17 protein-coding genes are annotated in these 20,588 nt (G+C 61.3%); all 17 read right to left on the reverse strand.

What is annotated here, in order from left to right; translation table 11 throughout:
- Nucleotides 1–115: 115 nt before the first annotated feature.
- Entirely contained in the window at nucleotides 116–274 is a 159-nt protein-coding gene (locus PH605_RS05715; protein WP_161987811.1) for a hypothetical protein, read from the reverse strand.
- Between the two features lie 78 nt (nucleotides 275–352).
- Nucleotides 353–1,795, reverse strand: coding sequence for a M20 family metallopeptidase (locus PH605_RS05720; protein ID WP_142844636.1), 1,443 nt, complete (start codon nucleotides 1,793–1,795; stop codon nucleotides 353–355).
- Between the two features lie 126 nt (nucleotides 1,796–1,921).
- Complete coding sequence (locus PH605_RS05725) at nucleotides 1,922–3,466, reverse strand: ABC transporter substrate-binding protein (RefSeq protein WP_161987812.1); 1,545 nt, start codon at nucleotides 3,464–3,466, stop codon at nucleotides 1,922–1,924.
- Between the two features lie 29 nt (nucleotides 3,467–3,495).
- Nucleotides 3,496–4,338: a serine hydrolase gene (locus tag PH605_RS05730; RefSeq protein ID WP_161987813.1), complete on the reverse strand. Its 843-nt coding sequence runs from the start codon at nucleotides 4,336–4,338 to the stop codon at nucleotides 3,496–3,498.
- Nucleotides 4,339–4,351: 13 nt separating this feature from the next.
- Entirely contained in the window at nucleotides 4,352–5,986 is a 1,635-nt protein-coding gene (locus tag PH605_RS05735) for an ABC transporter ATP-binding protein (RefSeq protein WP_142844639.1), read from the reverse strand.
- Nucleotides 5,983–6,801: an ABC transporter permease gene (locus tag PH605_RS05740; protein ID WP_035221040.1), complete on the reverse strand. Its 819-nt coding sequence runs from the start codon at nucleotides 6,799–6,801 to the stop codon at nucleotides 5,983–5,985. Before PH605_RS05740 ends, PH605_RS05735 begins: the two co-directional genes overlap by 4 nt.
- Nucleotides 6,798–7,742 carry an ABC transporter permease gene (locus tag PH605_RS05745; RefSeq protein ID WP_104679684.1) on the reverse strand — a complete coding sequence of 315 codons (945 nt, stop codon included), beginning with the start codon at nucleotides 7,740–7,742 and terminating at the stop codon, nucleotides 6,798–6,800. Before PH605_RS05745 ends, PH605_RS05740 begins: the two co-directional genes overlap by 4 nt.
- Nucleotides 7,743–7,922: 180 nt before the next feature.
- Nucleotides 7,923–8,828, reverse strand: a complete 906-nt coding sequence (locus PH605_RS05750) for a LysR family transcriptional regulator (RefSeq protein WP_142780480.1) — start codon at nucleotides 8,826–8,828, stop codon at nucleotides 7,923–7,925.
- A gap of 115 nt (nucleotides 8,829–8,943) precedes the next feature.
- Nucleotides 8,944–9,888 (reverse strand): isoaspartyl peptidase/L-asparaginase family protein, encoded by a 945-nt coding sequence (locus PH605_RS05755; RefSeq protein ID WP_142844640.1) that lies wholly within the window; start codon nucleotides 9,886–9,888, stop codon nucleotides 8,944–8,946.
- Nucleotides 9,889–9,933: 45 nt separating this feature from the next.
- A complete protein-coding gene (locus tag PH605_RS05760; protein WP_142844641.1) occupies nucleotides 9,934–11,472 on the reverse strand; it encodes a hydantoinase/oxoprolinase N-terminal domain-containing protein in 1,539 nt (512 codons plus the stop codon).
- Nucleotides 11,469–12,545 (reverse strand): DUF917 domain-containing protein, encoded by a 1,077-nt coding sequence (locus PH605_RS05765; RefSeq protein WP_003524597.1) that lies wholly within the window; start codon nucleotides 12,543–12,545, stop codon nucleotides 11,469–11,471. Before PH605_RS05765 ends, PH605_RS05760 begins: the two co-directional genes overlap by 4 nt.
- Nucleotides 12,546–12,662: 117 nt before the next feature.
- Nucleotides 12,663–14,258 carry an ABC transporter substrate-binding protein gene (locus PH605_RS05770; protein ID WP_161987814.1) on the reverse strand — a complete coding sequence of 532 codons (1,596 nt, stop codon included), beginning with the start codon at nucleotides 14,256–14,258 and terminating at the stop codon, nucleotides 12,663–12,665.
- A 43-nt stretch (nucleotides 14,259–14,301) separates the two neighbouring features.
- On the reverse strand, nucleotides 14,302–15,435 hold the full coding sequence (locus PH605_RS05775; protein WP_142844642.1) for a DUF917 domain-containing protein: 1,134 nt from the start codon (nucleotides 15,433–15,435) through the stop codon (nucleotides 14,302–14,304).
- Nucleotides 15,428–16,984, reverse strand: a complete 1,557-nt coding sequence (locus PH605_RS05780) for a hydantoinase/oxoprolinase N-terminal domain-containing protein (RefSeq protein WP_142844643.1) — start codon at nucleotides 16,982–16,984, stop codon at nucleotides 15,428–15,430. Before PH605_RS05780 ends, PH605_RS05775 begins: the two co-directional genes overlap by 8 nt.
- Before the next feature lie 17 nt (nucleotides 16,985–17,001).
- Complete coding sequence (locus tag PH605_RS05785) at nucleotides 17,002–18,648, reverse strand: ATP-binding cassette domain-containing protein (protein ID WP_142844644.1); 1,647 nt, start codon at nucleotides 18,646–18,648, stop codon at nucleotides 17,002–17,004.
- Nucleotides 18,649–18,652: 4 nt separating this feature from the next.
- Nucleotides 18,653–19,534, reverse strand: a complete 882-nt coding sequence (locus PH605_RS05790; RefSeq protein ID WP_020813268.1) for an ABC transporter permease — start codon at nucleotides 19,532–19,534, stop codon at nucleotides 18,653–18,655.
- Nucleotides 19,534–20,562, reverse strand: coding sequence for an ABC transporter permease (locus PH605_RS05795; protein WP_059753288.1), 1,029 nt, complete (start codon nucleotides 20,560–20,562; stop codon nucleotides 19,534–19,536). Before PH605_RS05795 ends, PH605_RS05790 begins: the two co-directional genes overlap by 1 nt.
- Nucleotides 20,563–20,588: the final 26 nt, after the last annotated feature.

Below are 20,588 nucleotides of genomic sequence, written 5' to 3' on the forward strand. Positions count from 1 at the left end.
GCAAGGCGGCGAAGCGGCACACAAGGCGGTGATGAGGCAGGATTTCAGGAGGAAGGAGTTTCGTGGCGGATTGCCGGGAACTGCGCCGAAGCTTCTTCAACGTTACCCGCACTCGTCAGGCGGGGATCGATAAGCCGTTGAAATCATGGATGCGCGGGCCGAAACCTAGGATCACGAAGAATATGGCGGAAGGTCCGTTTTCAATGCCGGACCCGCAGACCCCGCCATTGGCAAAGCCACCGGCGGGTCTCATCTTTTCGCTTAGCGCGCTCATGGGAGGCACCATTCCACCGGCGAAAATACGCGAGAAGGGAACAGGTTCAGCAGAATGGGCGTGTTGGTGCACCACGTTCTATCGATGGGAACCGGGCATGACATCGGCGGGAATCGGGCAGACATATTTGCTGCCCTCGGTTTTTTCCTGCCATTCCCTTTTAGCATTCGCGAGCAGTTCCGGCGAGGTCATCAGCGCAAAGCCGGTCGATGCGAGTGTTTTGGCGGCATGGGCCATGGCCTTGTGGGCGGCGGGGCTTTTGCCCTGCGCCACCACCTGCCAGGTATGCGGATTGGTGCCGATCGCCCAGGCGGGCGTCCAGCACTGCGCGGTTGGCGTCACCCAGCTGACATCACCGACATCGGTGGAACCCGCCCGAAAATGCGACTGACCCTCGAAATCGCGCAGGCCGAGATGCAGGGGTGTCGACCCGTCAATCTTCCGGTTGGAAAAGACATCGCCCTTGATCTGATAGAGCCTGATGCTGCTTTTGATCGCCTCGTCGGTGAAAGTGTCCTGAATGCGTTTGGCAAAAGCGATATCCGCCTCGTCGAAGGCGATGGGGCCTAGCGCCACCATGTTTTCATGCATCGCCGTTTCCAGCGTGATGTTGGGCAGGAGATTGGTGGAGGCGGTATCGAAGACGATTTCCACCTCTGTTTCGGTCATCATCGCCGCGCCGCGCGCGACTTTGTCCACCCGCGCGGCAAGATCGAGCGCCTGGCGCATTTCCGGGGCTCGGATCAGATAGAGCACTTCTGCCCTGGCCTGCACCACATTCGCCGCCTTGCCGCCGGTATCGGTGATTGCGTAATGCACCCGACAATCCTGCGGCATGTGTTCACGCAGGAAATTGACGCCGACATTCATCAGTTCGACGGCATCGAGCGCCGAGCGGCCCAGATGGGCAGCGTTGGAGGCATGAGCCGCAACACCCTTGAAACGGTAAAAATATTCCAGCACGGCCAGATTGTTGGTCGAGCGTACTCCGTTGAACGGTGCCGGGTGCCAAGTCAGCGCAGCATCGACATCGTCGAACAGGCCGGCGCGCACCATGAACGTCTTGCCGGAACCGCCCTCCTCGCCGGGGCAGCCGTAATAACGGACGGTGCCGGGCAAATTATTGGCTTTCAGATGCCGGGCGAGCGCAATAGCGGCCATCAATGAGCCGACGCCAAGCAGGTTGTGGCCGCAGCCATGGCCGGTGGCGCCGGGTTCGCGCGGCTGCACCTCAGCCACATCGGCCACCTGGCTCATGTCGGCCAGCGCATCGAATTCACCGAGAAAAGCGATGACCGGCTTGCCGCTGCCGAATTCGCCGATGAAGGCCGTTTCCATGCCTGCCATGCCGCGGCGAACCGCAAAGCCGTTGCCCTCGAGCGCGCCCGCCAGAACGCCGGCAGATTGCTGTTCCTCGAATTTGAGTTCGGCAAAATCCCAGATGCTGTCGCTCAAGGTGGTGAAATCGGGCTTCATCGCCTCGACTTCGGCGGCAATCGACATCACGGCGTCACGGTTCATGGCTTGTCCTCGCATTTTTGCCCTTTACGGGCACGCGCAAGCGCTTCGGCGGATGCACCGCCAAATTCCTGCGCTTCATATTGGAAAGCCCGCGCCGGGGTCCGCCTCCGGCGCGGGCATAATGAATCAGTTGTCGACCGAGACTTCCCAGAGACGGGCGTTCGACTGCCAGACCGGCTGGCCCTTGAGCTTTTTCGTCGCGCCCCAGACATCGACCATGTCGTAAAGGAAGATGCCCGGCATTTCCTTCAACATCAGCTCATGGAACTCATCGAAAATCTTCTGGCGCTTCGTCTGGTCGGCTTCGACATAAGCCGCCTTCATCAGCTCTATCGCCTTCGGATCGTCCCACATCAGCGAGGCGTTCTTGTCCTTGTTGCCGACATAGAAGGCATACATCAGCGCCGGGTCGAGACGTGGGGCGACCGACTGAGAGATCACCTGATAATTGCCGGAACGGCGGCGGTCCACCTGCGTGGCATAGTCCAGCACCTCGATCTGCACGTTGAGACCCGCCTGCTGCATCATGGCCTGCGCCATGACGGCGGCCGGGAAGCTCGGCACGTTGCCACGCTTGTTGGCGATGATAGAGATCGGCTCGCCCTTGTAACCGGCGGCCTCCAGCTCCTTCTTCGCCGCCTCGACATCATAGGCCGGGCGCTTTTTCTGGGCCTCGTCATAATAAACCGAGTCCTGCGAGACCATCGAACCGTTGGCTTCACCCGTGCCGTTCGATGCGGCGGCGACCAGTTCATCGAGATCGAGCGCCATCGCCATGGCGCGGCGCACGCCGGGATTGCTCAGAACCTTGTCGCGGGTTTGAATGTAGAACAGGTTCTTGCCGTTGTTGCGGGCAACGATCAGCTGCATCTTCTCATTGGTCTTGAATTCCGGAATGAGATCGGGAGAAATCTCGGCCGTATCGAGCACACCGGATTCAAGCCCGGCCTTCACCGTCGAAGCATCGGGAATGACCATGAACTTGATGCCATCGACGAGCGGGCGCTTGGAGCCGACCATGCCGTCCGGCTTGCCGTCATTTGCCGGCGAAACATAATCGGCAAATTTGGCGAGGCGGATATATTCGCCTTTCTTCCACTCGTCCCACTGGAACGGCCCGGTGCCGATGGGCTTGGCGAAACTGCCATCGGCAGCAACCGATTCCGGCGAGATCATGCCGGTATAACCGCATTCCGGCCGCGACATCAGGCCAAGGAAAACGGCGGAGGGTTTTTCGAGGGTAATCTCGACCGTGGATGCATCCGGGGCCTTGACGCCGGTGACGTGCGCTGCCCCGCCTTCCGCGAAATCGTTGAGGCAGGTCCACTTCGTTTCCGGCTTCAGGTAGCGCGTCCAGTTCCAGACGACGTCCTCTGCGGTAAGCGGCTTACCATTGTGGAATTTCACGTCCTTGCGCAGCTTGAACGTATAGGTCAGGCCATCGGGCGAAACGTCGACGCTCTCGGCCAGAAGCGGCTTCACCTCACCGGCGTTGTTGTAGCCGACAAGACCTTCGACGATGTGCAGGATAACCCCATCCGTATTGCCGTCGCGGTTCACGCCGGGATTGTTGCTGCGAAGATCCGAGCTTTGGGCGATGGTGATGTCGCGGGCCGCCGCGATATTGGCCGTTACCAGCAGGGCAACGCCTGCGAGAAGAAGTTTTTTCACTGTTCTACCCTCTTTGTTGTCATTGATTGTCATTGGTGAAAGCCGTCCCAGCAGGCCTGTGCCAGCCGGCCGATCGTTTCGAGCGCGATGGTGTATCCCGGCGTACCGTCAGGCATCACCTGCGGCACCTCGTCGGTATAAGTGGTGATGATGAAGGACGGCGCGCCGTTTCTGTAGACGATGCCGGCATCCATGCGCCCGCGCTTGCCGCGACCGCTCTTGCTGGCCACCACAGCCTCAAAGGGCAGGCGGGAGCGGATACCATACCGCAAAATCTGGTTCTTCAGCGTCTGCATGGCCCATTCGCACAATTGCGGGATGCAACCGAGCTTTGCCTGCGCATCCGGCGACGATTGCGCATCGAGAATGGTCTGCAGCAGAAGCACCTGATCCGCCGCCGAGGTAGTGGTGACGGTTTTCAGCGGATGGTCGGCCGCCAGCGCCAGCGGCGGAATGAGGAAACGGTGATGGGTGTTGGCCATGCCAAGCGATTTGCAATAGCCGTCCACCTCTTCCAGCGTCAGCCTCTCCAGCACCATCTTGGTGCAGACGTTGTCGCTCAGCACCATCATGCCAGCGACGGCATCGCGTAGCGAAATGACGATGCCTGGCGTCATATAACGGAACATGCCGCTCGCAACCTCTTCCGCCAGCCGCTTTTCATAGGTGACGGGCTGGCCGAGATCGATCCGCCCTTCGCTGGCGGCCTTGAGTACGGCCATCATGATCGACGTCTTGCGGGTGCTTCCCGATGGCGTCTCCTCGTTTTCCCCCCGGCCGATCTCTTCTCCGGTCAGGAGATTGCGCACCATGAAGCGTGTCACGAAAGGCTGTGCATCGCAGATCGCATTCAGTTGGGCAGCAACGGTCATAGTCATCTTCCTGTTAAACTTCATCTTCCAGACGCCATTTCAGTGTCACGCCGCCCTTTTCATTCTGGTCGAGGGCGGGAATGGCCGAGAGCAGCCGGCGCGTATAGGCCTCCCTCGGACTGTCGAAAATCGTGTCGCGGTCACCCTCTTCGATGATGCGACCGTCCTGCATGACGACGACACGGTCGGCCACCTGCTCCACCACACCGAGATCGTGGCTGATGAACAGGCAGGAAAAGCCGTAACGTTTCTGCAGATCGGAAAAGAGATCGAGCACCTGCGCCCGCACTGTCACGTCGAGCGCCGAGACCGGCTCGTCGGCGATCAGGAACCGCGGACGGCGGGCAATGGCGCGGGCAATCGCCACGCGCTGGCGCTGGCCGCCGGAAAGCTCGTGCGGATAGCGGGCGGCAAAATCAGCGCCGAGCCCCACCTCCTCCAGGGTTTCCAGCGCCCGCTTGCGCTTGGCGGCCTGGTCGAGGCCCGGCACGAGGCGCAGCGCCTCCTCCACCAGCGCCTGAATGGTCATGCGCGGATCAAGCGAGGAATAGGGATCCTGAAACACCATCTGGCAGTTGAGGCGATAATCCTTCCAGTCCTCGTTGCGCTCCCGGCCCTGAAAGCGGATATGCCCTTCGCTCTCCTGCAAGAGCCCGGCGATGGTGCGGCCAAGCGTGGTCTTGCCGGAACCGGAACCGCCGACAAGCGCCACGACCTCGCCCTCATGAATATCGACGCTGACGCCATGCAGCGCCCGCTTCGGTTTGGCCTTCTTCAGCAGAGATTTGCGGCCGGCATAATCGACGACGATATCGCGGGCCGAAACCATTGGCGCCTTGGAGGTGTCGATATTGCGTGGCTCGCCGCGGAACGGCAGGGAGGAAAGCAGTTTTTTCGTATAGGGGTGCTGCGGCGCGTCCAGCAAATCCTCGGTGCGGCCCTGTTCGACAATCGCGCCTTTTTCCATCACCACGATACGGCTGGTATAACGTGCCACCATCGGCAGATCGTGGCTGATGAGGAGAACGGCGGTGCCTTCCGCCCGCGTCAGCTCCACCATCAGTTCCATGACATCGCGCTGGATGACCGCGTCAAGCGCCGTCGTCGGCTCATCGGCGATCAGCAAAGCGGGTTTCAGCAGCATGACCGAGGCCAGCATGATGCGCTGGCGCATGCCGCCGGAAAACTCGTGCGGATAGGCCGTCAGCGCACCTTCTGGATCGCGGATGCCCACACGCCGCAGCATGTCTAGAATTTTCTCGCGGCGCTCCTCCGGCGACAATTTGGTATGAAGGATCAGCCCCTCCTCCAGCTGCCGGCCTATCGTCATCGATGGGTTTAGGGAGGTCATCGGCTCCTGAAACACGACGCCGATCTCCGCGCCGCGCAGACGCCGTAGCTCCTTCACCGGCAGGGACATGACATCCTGCCCCTTGTAGATGATCGACCCGCCGGTGACGGCGATGGCCGGTGGCAGAAGCGAGATGAGCGCGCGGGTGGCGAGCGTCTTGCCCGACCCGCTTTCGCCGACGATGCCGAAGATTTCGCCCGCGGCAATATCGAAGGAGACATCCTTGACCACCTGGTGGCCGGTTCTGGCGACTTCGAGCGAAAGGCCGCGAACGGTGAGAAGTGTATTATCCGTCATTTGAGACCTCTCATGCGCGGGTCAAGCCTGTCGCGAAGGGCATCTCCCAGAAGATTGATGCCAAGCAGCGTCAGCGCGATGCACAGACCGGGGAAAAGCCCTAGCCAGACGGCCTGCTGGATGAAGGGCCGGCCGGCGGCCAGCATGTTGCCCCAGGTGGGGGCCGGCGGCGGCACGCCGAGGCCGAGGAAGGAGAGCGCGCTTTCCGACAGGATGGCCCAGCCGAACATGGAGGTGGCAAGAACCGTGATCGGCGCGATGCAATTGGGCAGGATATGGCGGAACATGGTGTAGATCTCACCATTGCCCATCACCAGCGACGCCTCGATGAATTCCCGCTCACGCAATGAGAGGACCGCACCGCGCACCACGCGGGCCATGGATGGCGTATAGGCGATGCCGAGTGCGAAGATGATGCCATACTGGTTTGCGCCGAAAACCGCGAGCAGGCCGAGCGCTAGCAGAATGCCCGGAAAGGCAAGAAGCGCATTGTTGATGGCCATGATGACGCCATCCACCCAGCCGCGCGCATAACCGCTGACAAGGCCGATCAGCGTGCCGCAGATCGTTGCGAAGCTGACCGTCAGGAAGCCGATCCAGACGCTGGCGCGGGCACCCACCATCAGGCGGCTCAAAACATCGCGCCCGAATTCATCGGTGCCGAGAAGATGGCTGGCGCTTGGGCCGGCCAGACGCGAGGCAAAGCCGAGCTTCATCGGGTCATAGGGCGTCCAGAACAGACCGGTTGCGGCGGTGATGAGCAGGAGGGCGATGAGAAAGCCGCCGATAAGCCCGTTAAGTGTGAACTTTTTCATTCGGCAACCACACGCGGATCGAAGAGGGGATAAAGAAGGTCGACGAAGAGGTTGACCAGCACATAGGACAGCGAGACGAACAGCAGGCATCCCTGAATGACGGGGTAATCGCGGGCGAAAATACTGTCGACCATCAGCCGTCCGAGCCCCGGAATGGTGAACACTGTCTCGATGACGGCGATGCCGCCGAGAAGATTGCCGAGGATAAGGCCGATCATCGTCCATGTCGGGCCGAAGGCGTTCTTGAAGGCGTGCCGCCAGAGAACGGCGCTTTCCGAAAGGCCCTTGGCGCGGGCATGGGTGATGTAATCCAGCCGCAGCACTTCCAGCGTGGAGGCACGCGCCATGCGGATCAGAACGCCCATTTCATGGATCACCAGCGTCATGACGGGCAGGACGAGATAGAGTAGGCCACCGACGAAATTGTCGCTGATCGACACATATCCCAGCACCGGCAACCAGCCGAGCTTGAGGCCGAAAAACAGAAGAAGCAGAAGACCCAGCCAGAATGTCGGAATGGACAGAAGCAGGGTCGCCGTTCCCACCAGCGCAAGATCGGTGAGGCTGTTCTGTTTCCAGGCGGCGATAACACCCGCCGGAACCGCGATCAGGCTGGCGAGCAGCACCGCGACCACCACGATCTCGGCACTGACGAGAAAACGCGAGACGACCAGCGGCAGCACCGCCTCATCATTAACGATGGAGCGGCCGAAATCGCCCTGCACCACATTGCCGGCCCAGATGAGGAACTGTTGCGGCATGGATTTGTCGAGGCCGAGTTCGGTCCTCATCGCTTCGATCTGCTCCGGTTGCGCCATGTCGCCCAGCATCAGGGCAGCCGGATCGCCGGGAATGAAGCGGATGAGCGCAAAGACCGTGATCGACACGAATGCGATCGTCGGCAGCGCCATCAAAAGACGGCTCAGTATGAATCTTATCATCGGTTCCCCACGATTGATGGCAGGGAATGGTATCCCGCCTCTATCGGTTTCGTTGCTGGTGACTATGACGGATTGATAAATAAGGCGCAATATTATGCATAAACGTCATATATCTATGCAGAATGACGGCGCGTTTCATCCTGATGAGGACAATGAGATTTTCCGCTCAAAATCCCGTTTTCAGTCGATTTTTTGCGAAAGCTGGATTTCCCGCTTCAAGGCATCGCTCAGCGCCTGCGCAGCGATGGACAGCGGTGCGCCGGAAGCACGGGCTAGGCCGAATTCCTGCGTCGCCTGCGGAACGAATGGCCGGGCGACAACGGGAAGATGCCGGTAGAGGTTCGCATAAAAACTGCTGATGATCGTGACCCCCAGCCCATGCGCGACATAGGCGCAGGCGGAACTGTTGGTGTGGGTCTCGATCTTCACCATCGGCTTGACGCCGGCCTTCTTGAAGACCTGATCGAGCGCCATGCGGTTCGGCCGCTGCCGGCCGATCAGGATGAGCGGAACATTGCGCAGGTCCTTGACGGTAATTTCATCGAGCTCGGCCAAGGGATGATCCTCCCGAACCACACAGACGCTCTTGCCGGTTGCAACACGTTCGACATCGATGCCCGGCCCGATCTCGCCTTCCATCCGCAGGAAACCGAGATCGATCACCCGCTCGCCGACGAGCTTGTTGATGGCGGTCGTCGTTTCGAAAAATGTCTCGATGCGAACGCCGGGAAAATCCCTGACATAATCGATCAGCATGGCGGGCGCGAAATTTTCCCACATGCTGCTCGGCAGGCCGATGCGGACGATTTCCGGACCGGCTGCGCCATTGCGCAAATCCTCGGCGTGGCCGGACATGCGGTCCACGGCAAGCAGCACGTTTTCCGCGTCCCGCGCAAGAAGGACCGCCTCCGGTGTCGGTATCAGTCGCCCCTTGTCGCGGGCAAACAGCGTCAGCGACAGGTCGGCCTCAAGTTGGGCCAGAAGCCGGCTGATACCGGACTGGCTGAGACCCATGGCCTTGGCGGTGGCGATGGTGGAGCCGGTGGAAAGAAGCGTGCGCAGAACTTCGAGCTGCTTGATGTTCATGAGGCCAGCACCATGGGTGAAGAAACGAGCCGGTTTCGGTTCAGACGTTTTGCCGCCGATAGACCTTGATGTCACCGGTTTTTTTGCGTCGCCACTTGGCCGGCACGGTCGCCGGTTACAATTCCACCTCATAGATCGTGTCATGGGTGGCCACACGCACCTCTCCCGATGGCGTCACCCAGCCGCGAAACATGCCTGATGTATTATAGGGCGCGGATATGCCGCCTTCGGCATCGATTGCGACGAGGCCCGCGCCGATATCGTAGGGCGCCAGATCCTTGTGGACGAGATCGCCGGCGGCGGTCTCCAGATCCTGCCCGAGATAGGCAACGCGGGACGCGATCTCGTGGCCGACAACATAACGGATGAAAAACTCGCCCTTGCCGGTACCGGAAACGGCGCAGGCCCCATCCCGCGCATAGGTGCCAGCCCCGATCACCGGGCTATCGCCCACCCGGCCATCAGGCTTGTTGGTGTAACCGCCGGTCGAAGTAGCCGCCGCGAGATGCCCCGCCGCATCGAGCGCCACCGCGCCGACGGTTCCGTGCTTTTCGTTTTCCGTCGCTTCCGTACCGGCGGAGGCATGGCGCTTCATCGCCGCCAGCGCTTCAAGACGCTTTTGGGTGGTGAAATAGGATTGAGGCTCGGTGGCGAGCCCCTTTTCCTTCGCGAAGCGGTCGGCCGCCTCCCCCGTCAGATAGACGGCACGCTCATCCGCCATCAGCGCACGGGCCGCCTTTACCGGGTTGCGGATGGCGCGAGAGGCGCTGATCGCACCTGCCGCCAGCGTTTCACCATCCATGATCGAGGCATCGAGTTCGTGAATGCCGTTTTCGTTGAGCGCCGCCCCGTGGCCGGCATTGAAATGCGGGCTATCCTCCATGACGACGACCGCCGCCTCAACCGCTTCAAGCGCCGTTCCGCCAGCCTTCAGCACGCCATAACCGGCGCGCAGGGCCGCTGCCAGATCGTCGCGTGCAGCAGCCCACTCCCCGGCCGTCATGCTGTCTTCCGGCATCACGCCGCAACCACCGTGAATGGCCAGTGCGATCTTCGTCATGTGCTCACTCCCTCGTCGCCCCACCAGCGGCAGGGCCTCTTAGCATCAATGAAAGGCGATATCGCCGATGACCCGCACGCGCACCCTGCGAGCGCCGCCAGGCAAATAGGCGATAGGAATATCTTCCACCTCAAGCGTCTTGAGGCTCGCCCGCTCCGCGCCCGAAGAGACCGCCGCGTTCTGCGCTTCGGTTTCTGCTTTCGCAAGGGCCTCGTCACGGCTCAGGCCGGAAAAGACCTGATCGACCTCTCCGGAAACCTGCGCCATCGCCGCGCCCAGCGCATTGGCAACGCCGGCATTTTCCACACGCAACACTTCCGACGCACCCGGAACCGTCTCGGGGATCAGGAACGCCCCGCCGCCTACAGCAACCAACGGTACGTCTTCGGCTGATGTCTTCATCTGGTCGAAGCTGTCGGCCACCATGTCACGGATGCGTTGAAGCGTGGCCTGCACGAAAGATGGATCAAGGTCTTTTACACGGTCGCGATCACCCATTTCGATCAAGCCTGCGGCAACCGCGATATCCGATGTCGTCAGCGTTTCACCGCCCAAAACGCGGGCTTCCGTCAGAATGCGATAACCGACCGAGCGCGGACCGATCTTGCCCGTCTCAGGGTCGACGATGGTGCCGCCGCCGAGCGCAATCGGCAGAAGATCTGGCATACGGAACAGCGTGCGCACCCCACCGATATGAACGATATTGTTCGCCTCGCGCGGAAAACCGCCGACAAGGCAGCCAATATCGGAGGTGGTGCCGCCGACATCCACCACCATGGCATCGGAAAGACCGGTGAGGAAGGCCGCACCGCGCATGGAATTCGTCGGGCCGGAAGCGAAACTGTGCACGGGGTTGGCGGCAGCGACATCCGCGAGCGCCACGGTGCCGTCATTCTGGGTCAGATAAAACGGCGCCTTCACACCGGCTTCGCGCAACGCATCCGAAAATGCCTGAACGGTTGTCCTGCCAAGTGTTTGCAGCGCTGCGTTCAGCAGGGCGACGTTTTCCCGCTCCAGAAGCCCGATGCGGCCAAGCGTATGGGAAAGCGTGATGCGTGCATCGGGAATGACCGAACGGACGATTTCCGCCGCCCGCACCTCGCACTCCGTCGTCAGCGGCGAGAAAGTTGCAGAAATGGCAATGGAGGTGATGCCCGCATCGCGAATTTTCATCGCCGCTTCGCGGATTTCATCGGGAACCATGGGCACCAGCGGACTACCGTCATATTCATGGCCGCCATGCACCATGAAGATCAGCGGATCGACGGCATCGCGCAGATCCTTCGGCCAGTCGCACATGGGCGGCAGCGAAGAACCTGTTGGCAGCGCGATGCGGATGGCCGCAACCCGCTCCAGCCGGGCGCGCTCCACCACCGCATTGGTGAAATGCGTCGTGCCGATCATCACCGCATCAATCGGCCGGTCCGCCGCGCCGACATGGCCCGCCACATGGGCAAGCGCCGCCTTTACGCCGGATAGGACATCCTGCGTGGTCGGAACCTTGATGGAAGCCACGATGGTGTCGCCATCGATCAGAACGGCATCCGTATTGGTGCCGCCAACGTCAATACCGATGCGTTTCATGGGAATACCGATCTGAAGTCAATGTCATAACCGAAGGCGCGCGGGCCGACGGCGGCGATGCCGGCAGGCGTCGTCAAAAGTTCCGGCGCGGGCAGGGCGACAACCGTCACGCGCTGACCGTAACGCACCGATTCCGTACCGATGGCGCCACCGGAAACCGTATCGAGAAGGCAGAGCAGGTCCGGCGTCATGGCGACTGGCTGGCCATCACGGAAGGCAACGGCCCACTCATTCTGGAAGGCGAGCTCCATGCGCGAACCGCGGTCGGCATCGATACCTTCAATGGTCGTGCTGCCGCGCAGAAAACCGCCAGTGGTCTCGCGCGCCACATCCACCACCTTGCCGCGGAACAGCTGCTTGCCGCCCTCGTGGTCGAGAACCGCCTGAACCGGATCGTCATGGCGCGCACGGGCTGCCATCACCGCGCGCCCGAGTTCGGTCGCCTTGGTAACGGTGTAATGAATACCCCACTCCTTCACCTCCTTGCCGGTGCGCGGCGCCTTGCACGTGGCGGCGGTGGAACCGACTTCGGTGCAGACCTTGCGCGAGATGCGCTCCATCCATTTCCACGAAGCAGCACGCGTCACGATCACCTCATTGTCGCGCACATCGACCAGCGACAGCGGAAACATCGGCAGGTTGCCGATGGCGAAAGATGTCATCTGCGCTTCGGGATAGGCGCGTCCCATGGCATCGGCATTCACGACCGGCCGGTCGAGAACGGCAGCGGCGAGGAAGGAAGAAAGCGCATTCGAGCCGCCGATTTCAACGCTCATGATCGCCCGGAACGGCTTGCCGAGATAATCCTCCATCACCTCGACGGCACGGGCGAGATGCACGGGATCACCCAGTCGTTCCTGACCGACAAGCGGCGCACCCATCTTGGAGACGACGGCAACCATATCGTCATCGGCAAGCGCCATGGGATCCATTACCTTCACCCGCCGCCCTTCGGCATAGAGACGGCGCAGATTGAGCGTCGAGATGTAGGGATTGCCTCCACCGCCGGTTCCCAGAATCCAGGCGCCGGTGGCCAGAGGTTCGATATCGTCTTCGGAAAATTCCTGGATCATGCGTCATCCTCGGGCATGCCGCAGCCTTTCCGGCCGCAGGCGATGCTCCTTCCCTTTGAAGTTCCAAGTCTGGCCAACCCCGCCTTTGCGGCGGGGCCGGGTTTCATGAGGCGGAGATCACTCCGCCTTGCAGTCCCAATGGAAGTTGGAGAAGTTCAGGTCCCAGCTCTGCATGGGAATGAACTCGTAACCCTGAAGGCACTTGTTCGCCGCGTAACGGCGGTTCGGCGCAACGGCCCAGACGTCAGGCTGAAGATCGGCAATCTTCGTCTGCAGTTCCTTGTAGGTGGCGTTCTGCTCGTTGACATCAGTTGTGGAGCGAACCTTGTCAATCAAGCCGTCGATCTCCGCATTCTGCAACCATTCCATCGACATCCAGGTACCGGAGGCCTTGGAGTGATACTGGTTGTAGAACATCGAATCCGGCGACGGATAGGTCGGCGAGATGTTCACCTGCGTCGATGCAGGCGTCGTTTCCGGCTTGGAGGAAAGCTCGACGATCCGGTTCCATGGCTCCGGCTTGATATCGAGCGTGATGCCGATCTGCTCGAGGCTGGATTGCAGAAGCAAGGCCACTTCCGCCTCGAAGGCGAGCGACGCGACATAGCTGTTGACCAGCGTGATCTTCTGGCCGGCATATTTCGACTTCGCCAGCTCTTCCTTGGCCTTTTCCAGATCGTAGACGCCCGGCTGGATATCGCCATTATGCGCGTCCTTGAACGCGTCGGAAAGCGGTCCCTTCATATCGAAGCCCGGATAGATCACTTCCTGGATCGTCTTGTAATCTGTCGCATAGGCGATGGCGCGGCGAACGTGGACGTCGTCCGTCGGATAGACCTTGGTGTTGAGCTTGATGACGAAACCACCGGCGGTGCGGGTCTGGATCAACTTGTAACCCTTCATGCGGCCGATGGATTCATAGGTGTCGTTGCCAAGCCCGTGCGAGGAAAGGCCGAGTTCGCCCTTTTCCGCCAGCGCCTTGACGGTGGCGTCGTCGCTGGTCTGCACGAAGCGTACTTCGTCAATCGGCTTGCCCTTGGTCCAGCCGAGGAAATAATCGGCATTGCGGGCGATGACCATATCGGCCGAACGATTGTAGCTGACCAGCTTGTAGGGGCCGGAACCGGCGGAGTGTTCCCCGACATAAGCCTCACCCCATTTGTCTTCGGGCTTGGCATTGGCTTCGATCAGCGTTTTGTTCATCACCATCATCAGCGGCGTCGCCGCCATGAACGGCGAGAACTGGCGCTCGATCTTCATGACCAGCGTGGCATCGTCAGGCGCGGTGACGTTTTCGGGCTTCAGAACGCCGACGATGAGGTTCGACGGGCCCTTGTTGATGCCGAGCAGGCGCTGGATCGACCAGGCAAGATCGGCAGCCTTCACCGCCGTGCCATCCTGAAACTTCGCATCGTCTCGCAGGTGGAAGGTATAGGTCAGGCCGTCCGGCGAAATATCCCAGGATTTCGCCAGATGCGGCACGATTTCGCCCTTGGCGTTCACCGTGGTCAGGCCGTCATACATGTTCACGATGGCCATGTAGCCGGTGTAATCGGTCACCTTCGCCGGGTCGAGCGAGCTGAATATCTGCATGGTGTTGACCGCAACTGACACCTTGTCTTCCGCAATGGCTGCGGAAGAAACAAACGGCAGCACGAGCGCCGTGCCGAGCGCCAGCGCGGCGAGACGGGAAGAAAGTACAGGCATTTTCATTATCGTTCTCCTCTTTATTGCGGGGCGTTGGCCCCGCTTATGGTTAGGCAGCCTTGCTGACCGGGAAGGGCAGCGGTGAGAAAGGAATGTCCGGATAACCGAAGGCCGCCGGCCCGACGACCTCAAGCGCGCGGGCGCTGCGCAGCAGGTCGTGACAGGGGATGGCGATGACGGCCACGCGCTGGCCGTAGCGCAGCACTTCGGTAGTGATCGGATAACCGGTGTCGACATCGAGCAGGACGATCAAATCGGGCACCGTCACTTCCACTTTGCCGTCACGGGAAAACAGCAGGAATTCGTTCTGGATGGCGACGCCTGCCGTCTGACCGGCGCAATCATCAAAGCCGGAAAGCGTGAGATCGCCAACCGCGAAACCGCCGCGAAGATGGCGCTTCAGATCGGTGATCTTGCCGTTGAAGATGCGCCGCCCGCCTTCGAGCGCGCAGACTGCGGCAATAGGGTCTTCCTGCTGTTTGCGGGCGCGGATCACTGCCTCGCCGATCGCGATCGCTTTGGTGTAAGTCTTCGGAATGCCATACTGGTGCACGTAATGCGCCTGCATCGGCGCGGTCGCCAACATCGCACCGCCGCCCTGCGAGACGACGCAGGCCCGCGCCATGCGCTCGTGCCAGACCTCGGAAACGGCATGGCTGAAGATGACGGCATTGCCATGCAGATCGCACATCACCGACGGCGTGGAACTATGGCCGTAGATGGAGAAGGTGGTCATCTGCATTTCCGGGAATGCCCGGCCCATGCCGTCGCAATCAAGGATCGGCAGGCCGCCCAGCGCCGCCGTCACCAGCGGGTTCATGGAATTGGAACCGCCGATTTCCTCGCAGACGATCGCGTCGATGGGGGTGCGGATCAGCTCTTCCATCGCGCGCAGGCAGCGCAGGCCTTCGCGACCTTCGCGAATGCGCTCGACGCCGACGACAGGCGCGCCGATTCCGCCGATGGACATGCAGAGCGCGTCCGGCTCGATGGCATCGGTTGAGAGGATCTTCATCTCGTAACCGGCCTTCATGGCTTCCAGCGCCAGCAGCTTGCCGAGATAGGGGTTGCCGCCGCCGCCCGTGCCGAGAATGCCTGCGCCGATTTCCAGCGCGTCGAGATCTTCACGGGTCAGCGTCCGCAATGCCGCGTCGTCATATTTCAGCTTGCGTGTCTCAGCCATGATTGGCTCCCATTTCTCCAACAACTTTCACGTGAATGCGGGTGGCGTTGCCGGGCAGGTAAGCCAGCGGCATATCCTCGCGCTCGATCACTTCGAGCGTCGAGGCAATCGCGCCAGCGGCAACCGCCTTTTCGCGGGCTTCCGCTTCTGCCTCAGCCAGTGCGCTTTCGCGCGTGCGTCCATCGACGAGTGAGAAGACCCGGTCGGTCTCGCCGCTGATCTGCGCAATGGCCGCGCCAACGGCATTGGCCACCGCGAAATTCTCGGGCCGAATGACATCAAGATCACCGATGCGATCCGGCATCAGGATGGAACCGCCGCCAACGGCGATAACCGGCACCGGCGACGAAGAGATACGGCTGCGCTCCACGCAGGCCTCCAGCATGTCGTTGATCTTGTCGACCGCCGCATCCACGAGCTTTTTATCAAGGCTGGAGACCAGCTTTTTCTCGCCAACATCGGCCTTGCCGGAGGCAACCGCGATATCGGTCGCCGTCAGGGTCGAGCCACCGAAGCAGAGCGCCTCGCGGCGGACGCGGTAACCGACGGATTTCGGTCCGACAGTCAGGCCATGGTCGCCATTGACCACGAGGGAACCGCCGCCGAGACCGATGGAGAAAACGTCAGGCATGCGGAAATTGGTGCGCACGCCGCCAATATCCACCGTGGTCGAGGCCTGACGCGGGAAACCGTGGGACAGCGAGCCGACGTCCGACGTGGTGCCGCCCACATCCACGACGACGGCATCCTTGAGACCGGTGAGAAAGGCCGCACCACGCATGGAGTTCGTCGGACCGGAAGCAAAGGTGAGCACGGGGAAACCGCGCACCACGTCAGCCGCCATCAGCGTGCCGTCGTTCTGGGTGATATAAAACGGGCAGGTGATGCCCGCAGCCTTCAGCGCAGCGCCGAAAGCGGCGACCGTGCGGTCGGCAAGCGACAGCAGGCTGGCATTCATGATTGCCGCACTTTCCCGTGCAAGCAGGCCATGGCGGCCGATATCCTTGGACATCACCACCGGCAGACCGGGGCAACGTTCTTGCAGGATTTCTTTCGCCCGAAGTTCCATCGCATCGTTGATGCCGCTGAAAACGCAGGTAACGGCAGCGGCCTTCAGACCCTTGGCGCGGATATCGGCGGCGATGCGGACAATTTCGTCCTCATCGAGCGGCGAAATTTCGCGTCCGTCGAATTCATAACCGCCGCGCACCTGATAACCGTGGTTGCCGACGATTTCACGGAGATCGTCCGGCCAGTCCACCATGGGCGGCAGGCCGGCACCGGAAGGCAGGCCGAGCCGGATGGCGGCGACCTCGTCCATATGCCGGCGCTCGATCACCGCATTGGTGAAATGCGTGGTGCCGATCATCACGGCGCCGATGCGCGCCCTGTCTATGCCCGAAGCCTCGATGACCTTTTCAAGGGCTTCGATGACACCGGATGTCACATCCTCTGTCGTGGAGGCCTTCACCCCCGCCAGAACGGTTTTATCCTGCAACACAACGGCATCGGTATTCGTGCCGCCGACGTCAATTCCAACGCGATACACGTCAGGCTCCTCTTTCATCAATCGGTCGTTTTTACGAGGAAGCGCATGCGCTCCTCCTCGGTCACCATGGGTTTGAGACGTTCTTCCTCGTCGGTGACGACGGGGATGGCCGCGATCAGGGCGCGGGTATAGGGATGGGTCGGCTCGGCGAAGACCCCCGACGTCACGCCCTCTTCGACTATCTCGCCCCGCAGCATGATGGCGACGCGCGAACAGAAATTGCGCATCAGCGACAGGTCGTGCGAGATCATCAGATAGGTCAGGCCAAGCTCCTCGCGCAGCTGCAGCAGAAGGTCGATAACCGTCTTCTGCACGGAGACATCAAGTGCGGCCGTCGGCTCATCGAGGATGAGGATTTTCGGCTCGGCCGCGAGCGCCCGGGCAATCGCCACGCGCTGCTTCTGACCACCGGAAAGCTCGTGCGGATATTTGCCGAGATAGGATTGCGGCAGCCGCACCAGCCCCATCAGTTCCTGCATGCGGCTTTCACGCGCAGGCCCGTCCATGCCTATGGATTTCAGCGGCAGGGCAAGCGTCTGTTTCACCGTGCGCTTCGGATTGAGCGAGGTGCCCGGATTTTGATAGACAATCTGCGTCAGCCGCTTGCCGCGCTCAGGAGTCGGGGCGTCGATAACAAGATTGCCAGACGTGGGACGCGAAAGGCCCATGATCATGCGCGCAACCGAGGTCTTGCCGGAGCCTGACTCACCCGCAAGGCCGAAAACCTCGCCTTCCTTCAGGGTCAGGTTCACATCGCGGACGGCGTGATAACCGTTGCGGCGGCCGTAAATCTTATTCAGCCCTTCGATGGTGACGATGGGCGAGCGCGTGCTCTGCGCCAGATCGGTAACGCGCGGGCCATAGAGCGGCGGCACGGCATCCAGCAGCGAACGCGTATAATCCTCGGCAGGAGCATGTAGGATCTGCCTGCAAGGACCGGTCTCGACGATATCGCCGTGGTGCATGACCACGACCCTGTCCGCCACCTTACGCACGACGCCGAGATTGTGGGTGATCATCAGCAGCGCCATGTTTTCTTCGGCGACCAGCTGGTTGATAAGGTTGAGGATTTCATCCTGCGTCGTCACGTCAAGCGCCGTGCCCGGTTCGTCGGCGATCAGGAGCTTCGGCTGGTGCAGCAGCGCAAGTCCTATCAGCACGCGCTGGCGCATGCCGCCCGAAAGTTCGGAGGGATAGGCGTTCATGACCCGTTCGGTATCCGCGAGCTGTACCCGACGCAGCACGGCCGCGATACGGTTGCGGCGCTCGGCCTTGGACGAGTTGATGCCGTCGCGCTTGTCGGCAAAACGCATGACATCATCGAGATGCGTGCCGATCTTGAAGACCGGATTGAAGGACGATAGCGGGTCCTGCATGATCAGCGAAAACGCCGTGCCCTTCAGCGCCTCACGCTCCCTGCGCGGCATGGACAGCACATCCCGGCCATCGATGACGATCGCACCGGAGGTGATCGCGGCATTCTTCGGCAAAGTGCCAATGATCGCCTTGGCGGTGACGGATTTTCCCGATCCGGTTTCGCCGATCAGCGCCACGCGCTCGCCGGCGGCAACCGTGAAGGCGACATCGCGCAGCACCTGCCGGGTGCGGCCATAATTGGTGAAGGTGACGTTGAGGTTTTCGACCTTGAGAAGCGGTTCAGTCATGGCCTTAGCTTTCCACGTCGAACATGTCGCGCAGGCCGTCGCCCAGCAGGTTGAAACCCAGCGTCACGTAAAGCACAGCCGCACCGGGGCAGAGCACTTCCCACCAGAAATCCGGCATGAACTGGCGCCCGTCGGCAACCATCGAACCGAGGTCAGGGGTCGGCGGTTTGACGCCGAAACCGAGGAAGCTCAGCGTCGCGCCGAACAGAATGACGAAGGCGGCGTCCAGCGTGGTCTTGACCGATATGACGGAGACGCAATTGGGCAGGATTTCGCGAAAGAGGATATGCAGCGGCCCGGCACCGGCAAGACGCGCCGCCTCGATATAGTCTTCCGAGGCGATTGACTTCGACACCGAATAGATCAGCCGCGCATGCCAGGTCCACCATAGCAGCGTGATCGCGATCATGGCGTTCATCAGCGTCGGTTCCAGCAGGTTGGAGACAGCGAGCGCCATGACGAGCGGCGGCATGGCCAGCATCACATTCGTCAGACCGCTGATGAGCTTTTCAGTCCAGCCACCGAAATAACCGGCGATCAGGCCAAGCACGGTTCCGACCGGCACCGAAATGCCGAGCACGCCGATGACGAGAAGCAGCGAGACCCGCAGCCCGAAGATGGTACGCGAAAAGATATCGCGCCCCGCCTTGTCGGTGCCGAACCAGTGCTCCAGATCCGGCGGCATATGGCGGGCGCGGAAATCGACGACCGCGCCGATATGTTTGGGATAGGGCGTGAGCCATGGCGCGAAGACCGCCAGCACCAGCACCGATAGCAGGATCAGCGAGCCGATGACCGCCGCCGGATTGCGGCTGAAGCGATACCACATCATGTAACCGGCGCTTAAGCCCCGATCGGTGGGTTCGAGCATTTTCATATCAGCCATCAGCGAGCCTCCTTGCGGCGCAGGCGCGGGTCGATGATCGAGATCAGGACATCCACGATCAGGTTCGCAACGATGAAGAACAGGCCGGCCACCAGCACCACGGCGGTCACGGCATTGAGGTCTTTCTGCAGGATGGCGTTCAGCCCGTAAGAAGCGAACCCGCCCCAGGCAAAGACCATCTCGATCACGAAGGCATTGCCGATCAGCGACGCGAATTCGAGACCCATGATCGTCAGCGGCGCGATGGAAGAGAGCTTCAGCAGGTAACGGAAGATGATGACCCGCTCCGGCACGCCGAAGCTTTGCAGGGTGAGCACATGGTCCTTGCGCTGGTTCTCGATCATCGAGGAGCGCGTGATGCGGGTGATCTGGCCGATGCCTGCCATGGAAAGTGCGAAGGCCGGCAGTGCGAGATGCTTCAGCGCATCGAGCACGACGTCGAAACGTCCGGCCAGCGTGCCGTCGATGAGGATGAAGCCCGTCGGGCCGCCCTGCCAGCCAAGCCCGTGATCGAGCCTGCCGATGATCGGCCAGCCGGAGAGAAACCGGGCGGCCAGCAATTGCAGCGTGATGGCGAAAAGAAAGCTCGGGATCGTGACCCCGGTGAGCGAGAGGATGCGACCGATATGGTCAAGCGGCCGGTCGCGGTAATGCGCCGTGATGACGCCGAGAGGGATGGCAACGGCAAACATGAAGATGACCGAGACAAGTACCAGCTCCACGGTAGCCGGAACGGTCTGCGCCAGATCGGTAGTCACCGGGCGTTGCGACACCAGCGAGAAACCAAGATCGCCGTGCAGGGCATTGCCGATATAGTCGAGATATTGGACGGCGAGCGGCTTGTCGAGGCCCATCTCACCGCGCAGCGCATCCACCTGCTCCTGCGTTGCCGCAGGACCGAGCGCCATACGCGCGGGATCGCCCGGCACCACGCGGGCGAGCACGAAAATCATGATGGACAGGGCGATCATGACCAGCACGAAGGTGCCGAGCCTGTTCAAAATCGCGACCAGCGGATGTTGCTGCATCGGTGGAACGTTCCTTGTGCATCGGT

It is taken from the genome of Agrobacterium sp. CFBP 3001, from assembly GCF_027871605.1.
GTDB lineage: Bacteria > Pseudomonadota > Alphaproteobacteria > Rhizobiales > Rhizobiaceae > Agrobacterium > Agrobacterium leguminum.

Coding starts and splice junctions, on each gene's coding strand:
- PH605_RS05715 (WP_161987811.1), bottom strand. CDS start 274: ATGAGCGCGCTAAGCGAAAAGATGAGACCCGCCGGTGGCTTTGCCAAT.
- PH605_RS05720 (WP_142844636.1), bottom strand. CDS start 1,795: ATGAACCGTGACGCCGTGATGTCGATTGCCGCCGAAGTCGAGGCGATG.
- PH605_RS05730 (WP_161987813.1), bottom strand. CDS start 4,338: ATGACCGTTGCTGCCCAACTGAATGCGATCTGCGATGCACAGCCTTTC.
- PH605_RS05735 (WP_142844639.1), bottom strand. CDS start 5,986: ATGACGGATAATACACTTCTCACCGTTCGCGGCCTTTCGCTCGAAGTC.
- PH605_RS05740 (WP_035221040.1), bottom strand. CDS start 6,801: ATGAAAAAGTTCACACTTAACGGGCTTATCGGCGGCTTTCTCATCGCC.
- PH605_RS05745 (WP_104679684.1), bottom strand. CDS start 7,742: ATGATAAGATTCATACTGAGCCGTCTTTTGATGGCGCTGCCGACGATC.
- PH605_RS05750 (WP_142780480.1), bottom strand. CDS start 8,828: ATGAACATCAAGCAGCTCGAAGTTCTGCGCACGCTTCTTTCCACCGGC.
- PH605_RS05755 (WP_142844640.1), bottom strand. CDS start 9,888: ATGACGAAGATCGCACTGGCCATTCACGGTGGTTGCGGCGTGATGCCG.
- PH605_RS05760 (WP_142844641.1), bottom strand. CDS start 11,472: ATGAAACGCATCGGTATTGACGTTGGCGGCACCAATACGGATGCCGTT.
- PH605_RS05765 (WP_003524597.1), bottom strand. CDS start 12,545: ATGATCCAGGAATTTTCCGAAGACGATATCGAACCTCTGGCCACCGGC.
- PH605_RS05770 (WP_161987814.1), bottom strand. CDS start 14,258: ATGAAAATGCCTGTACTTTCTTCCCGTCTCGCCGCGCTGGCGCTCGGC.
- PH605_RS05775 (WP_142844642.1), bottom strand. CDS start 15,435: ATGGCTGAGACACGCAAGCTGAAATATGACGACGCGGCATTGCGGACG.
- PH605_RS05785 (WP_142844644.1), bottom strand. CDS start 18,648: ATGACTGAACCGCTTCTCAAGGTCGAAAACCTCAACGTCACCTTCACC.
- PH605_RS05790 (WP_020813268.1), bottom strand. CDS start 19,534: ATGGCTGATATGAAAATGCTCGAACCCACCGATCGGGGCTTAAGCGCC.
- PH605_RS05795 (WP_059753288.1), bottom strand. CDS start 20,562: ATGCAGCAACATCCGCTGGTCGCGATTTTGAACAGGCTCGGCACCTTC.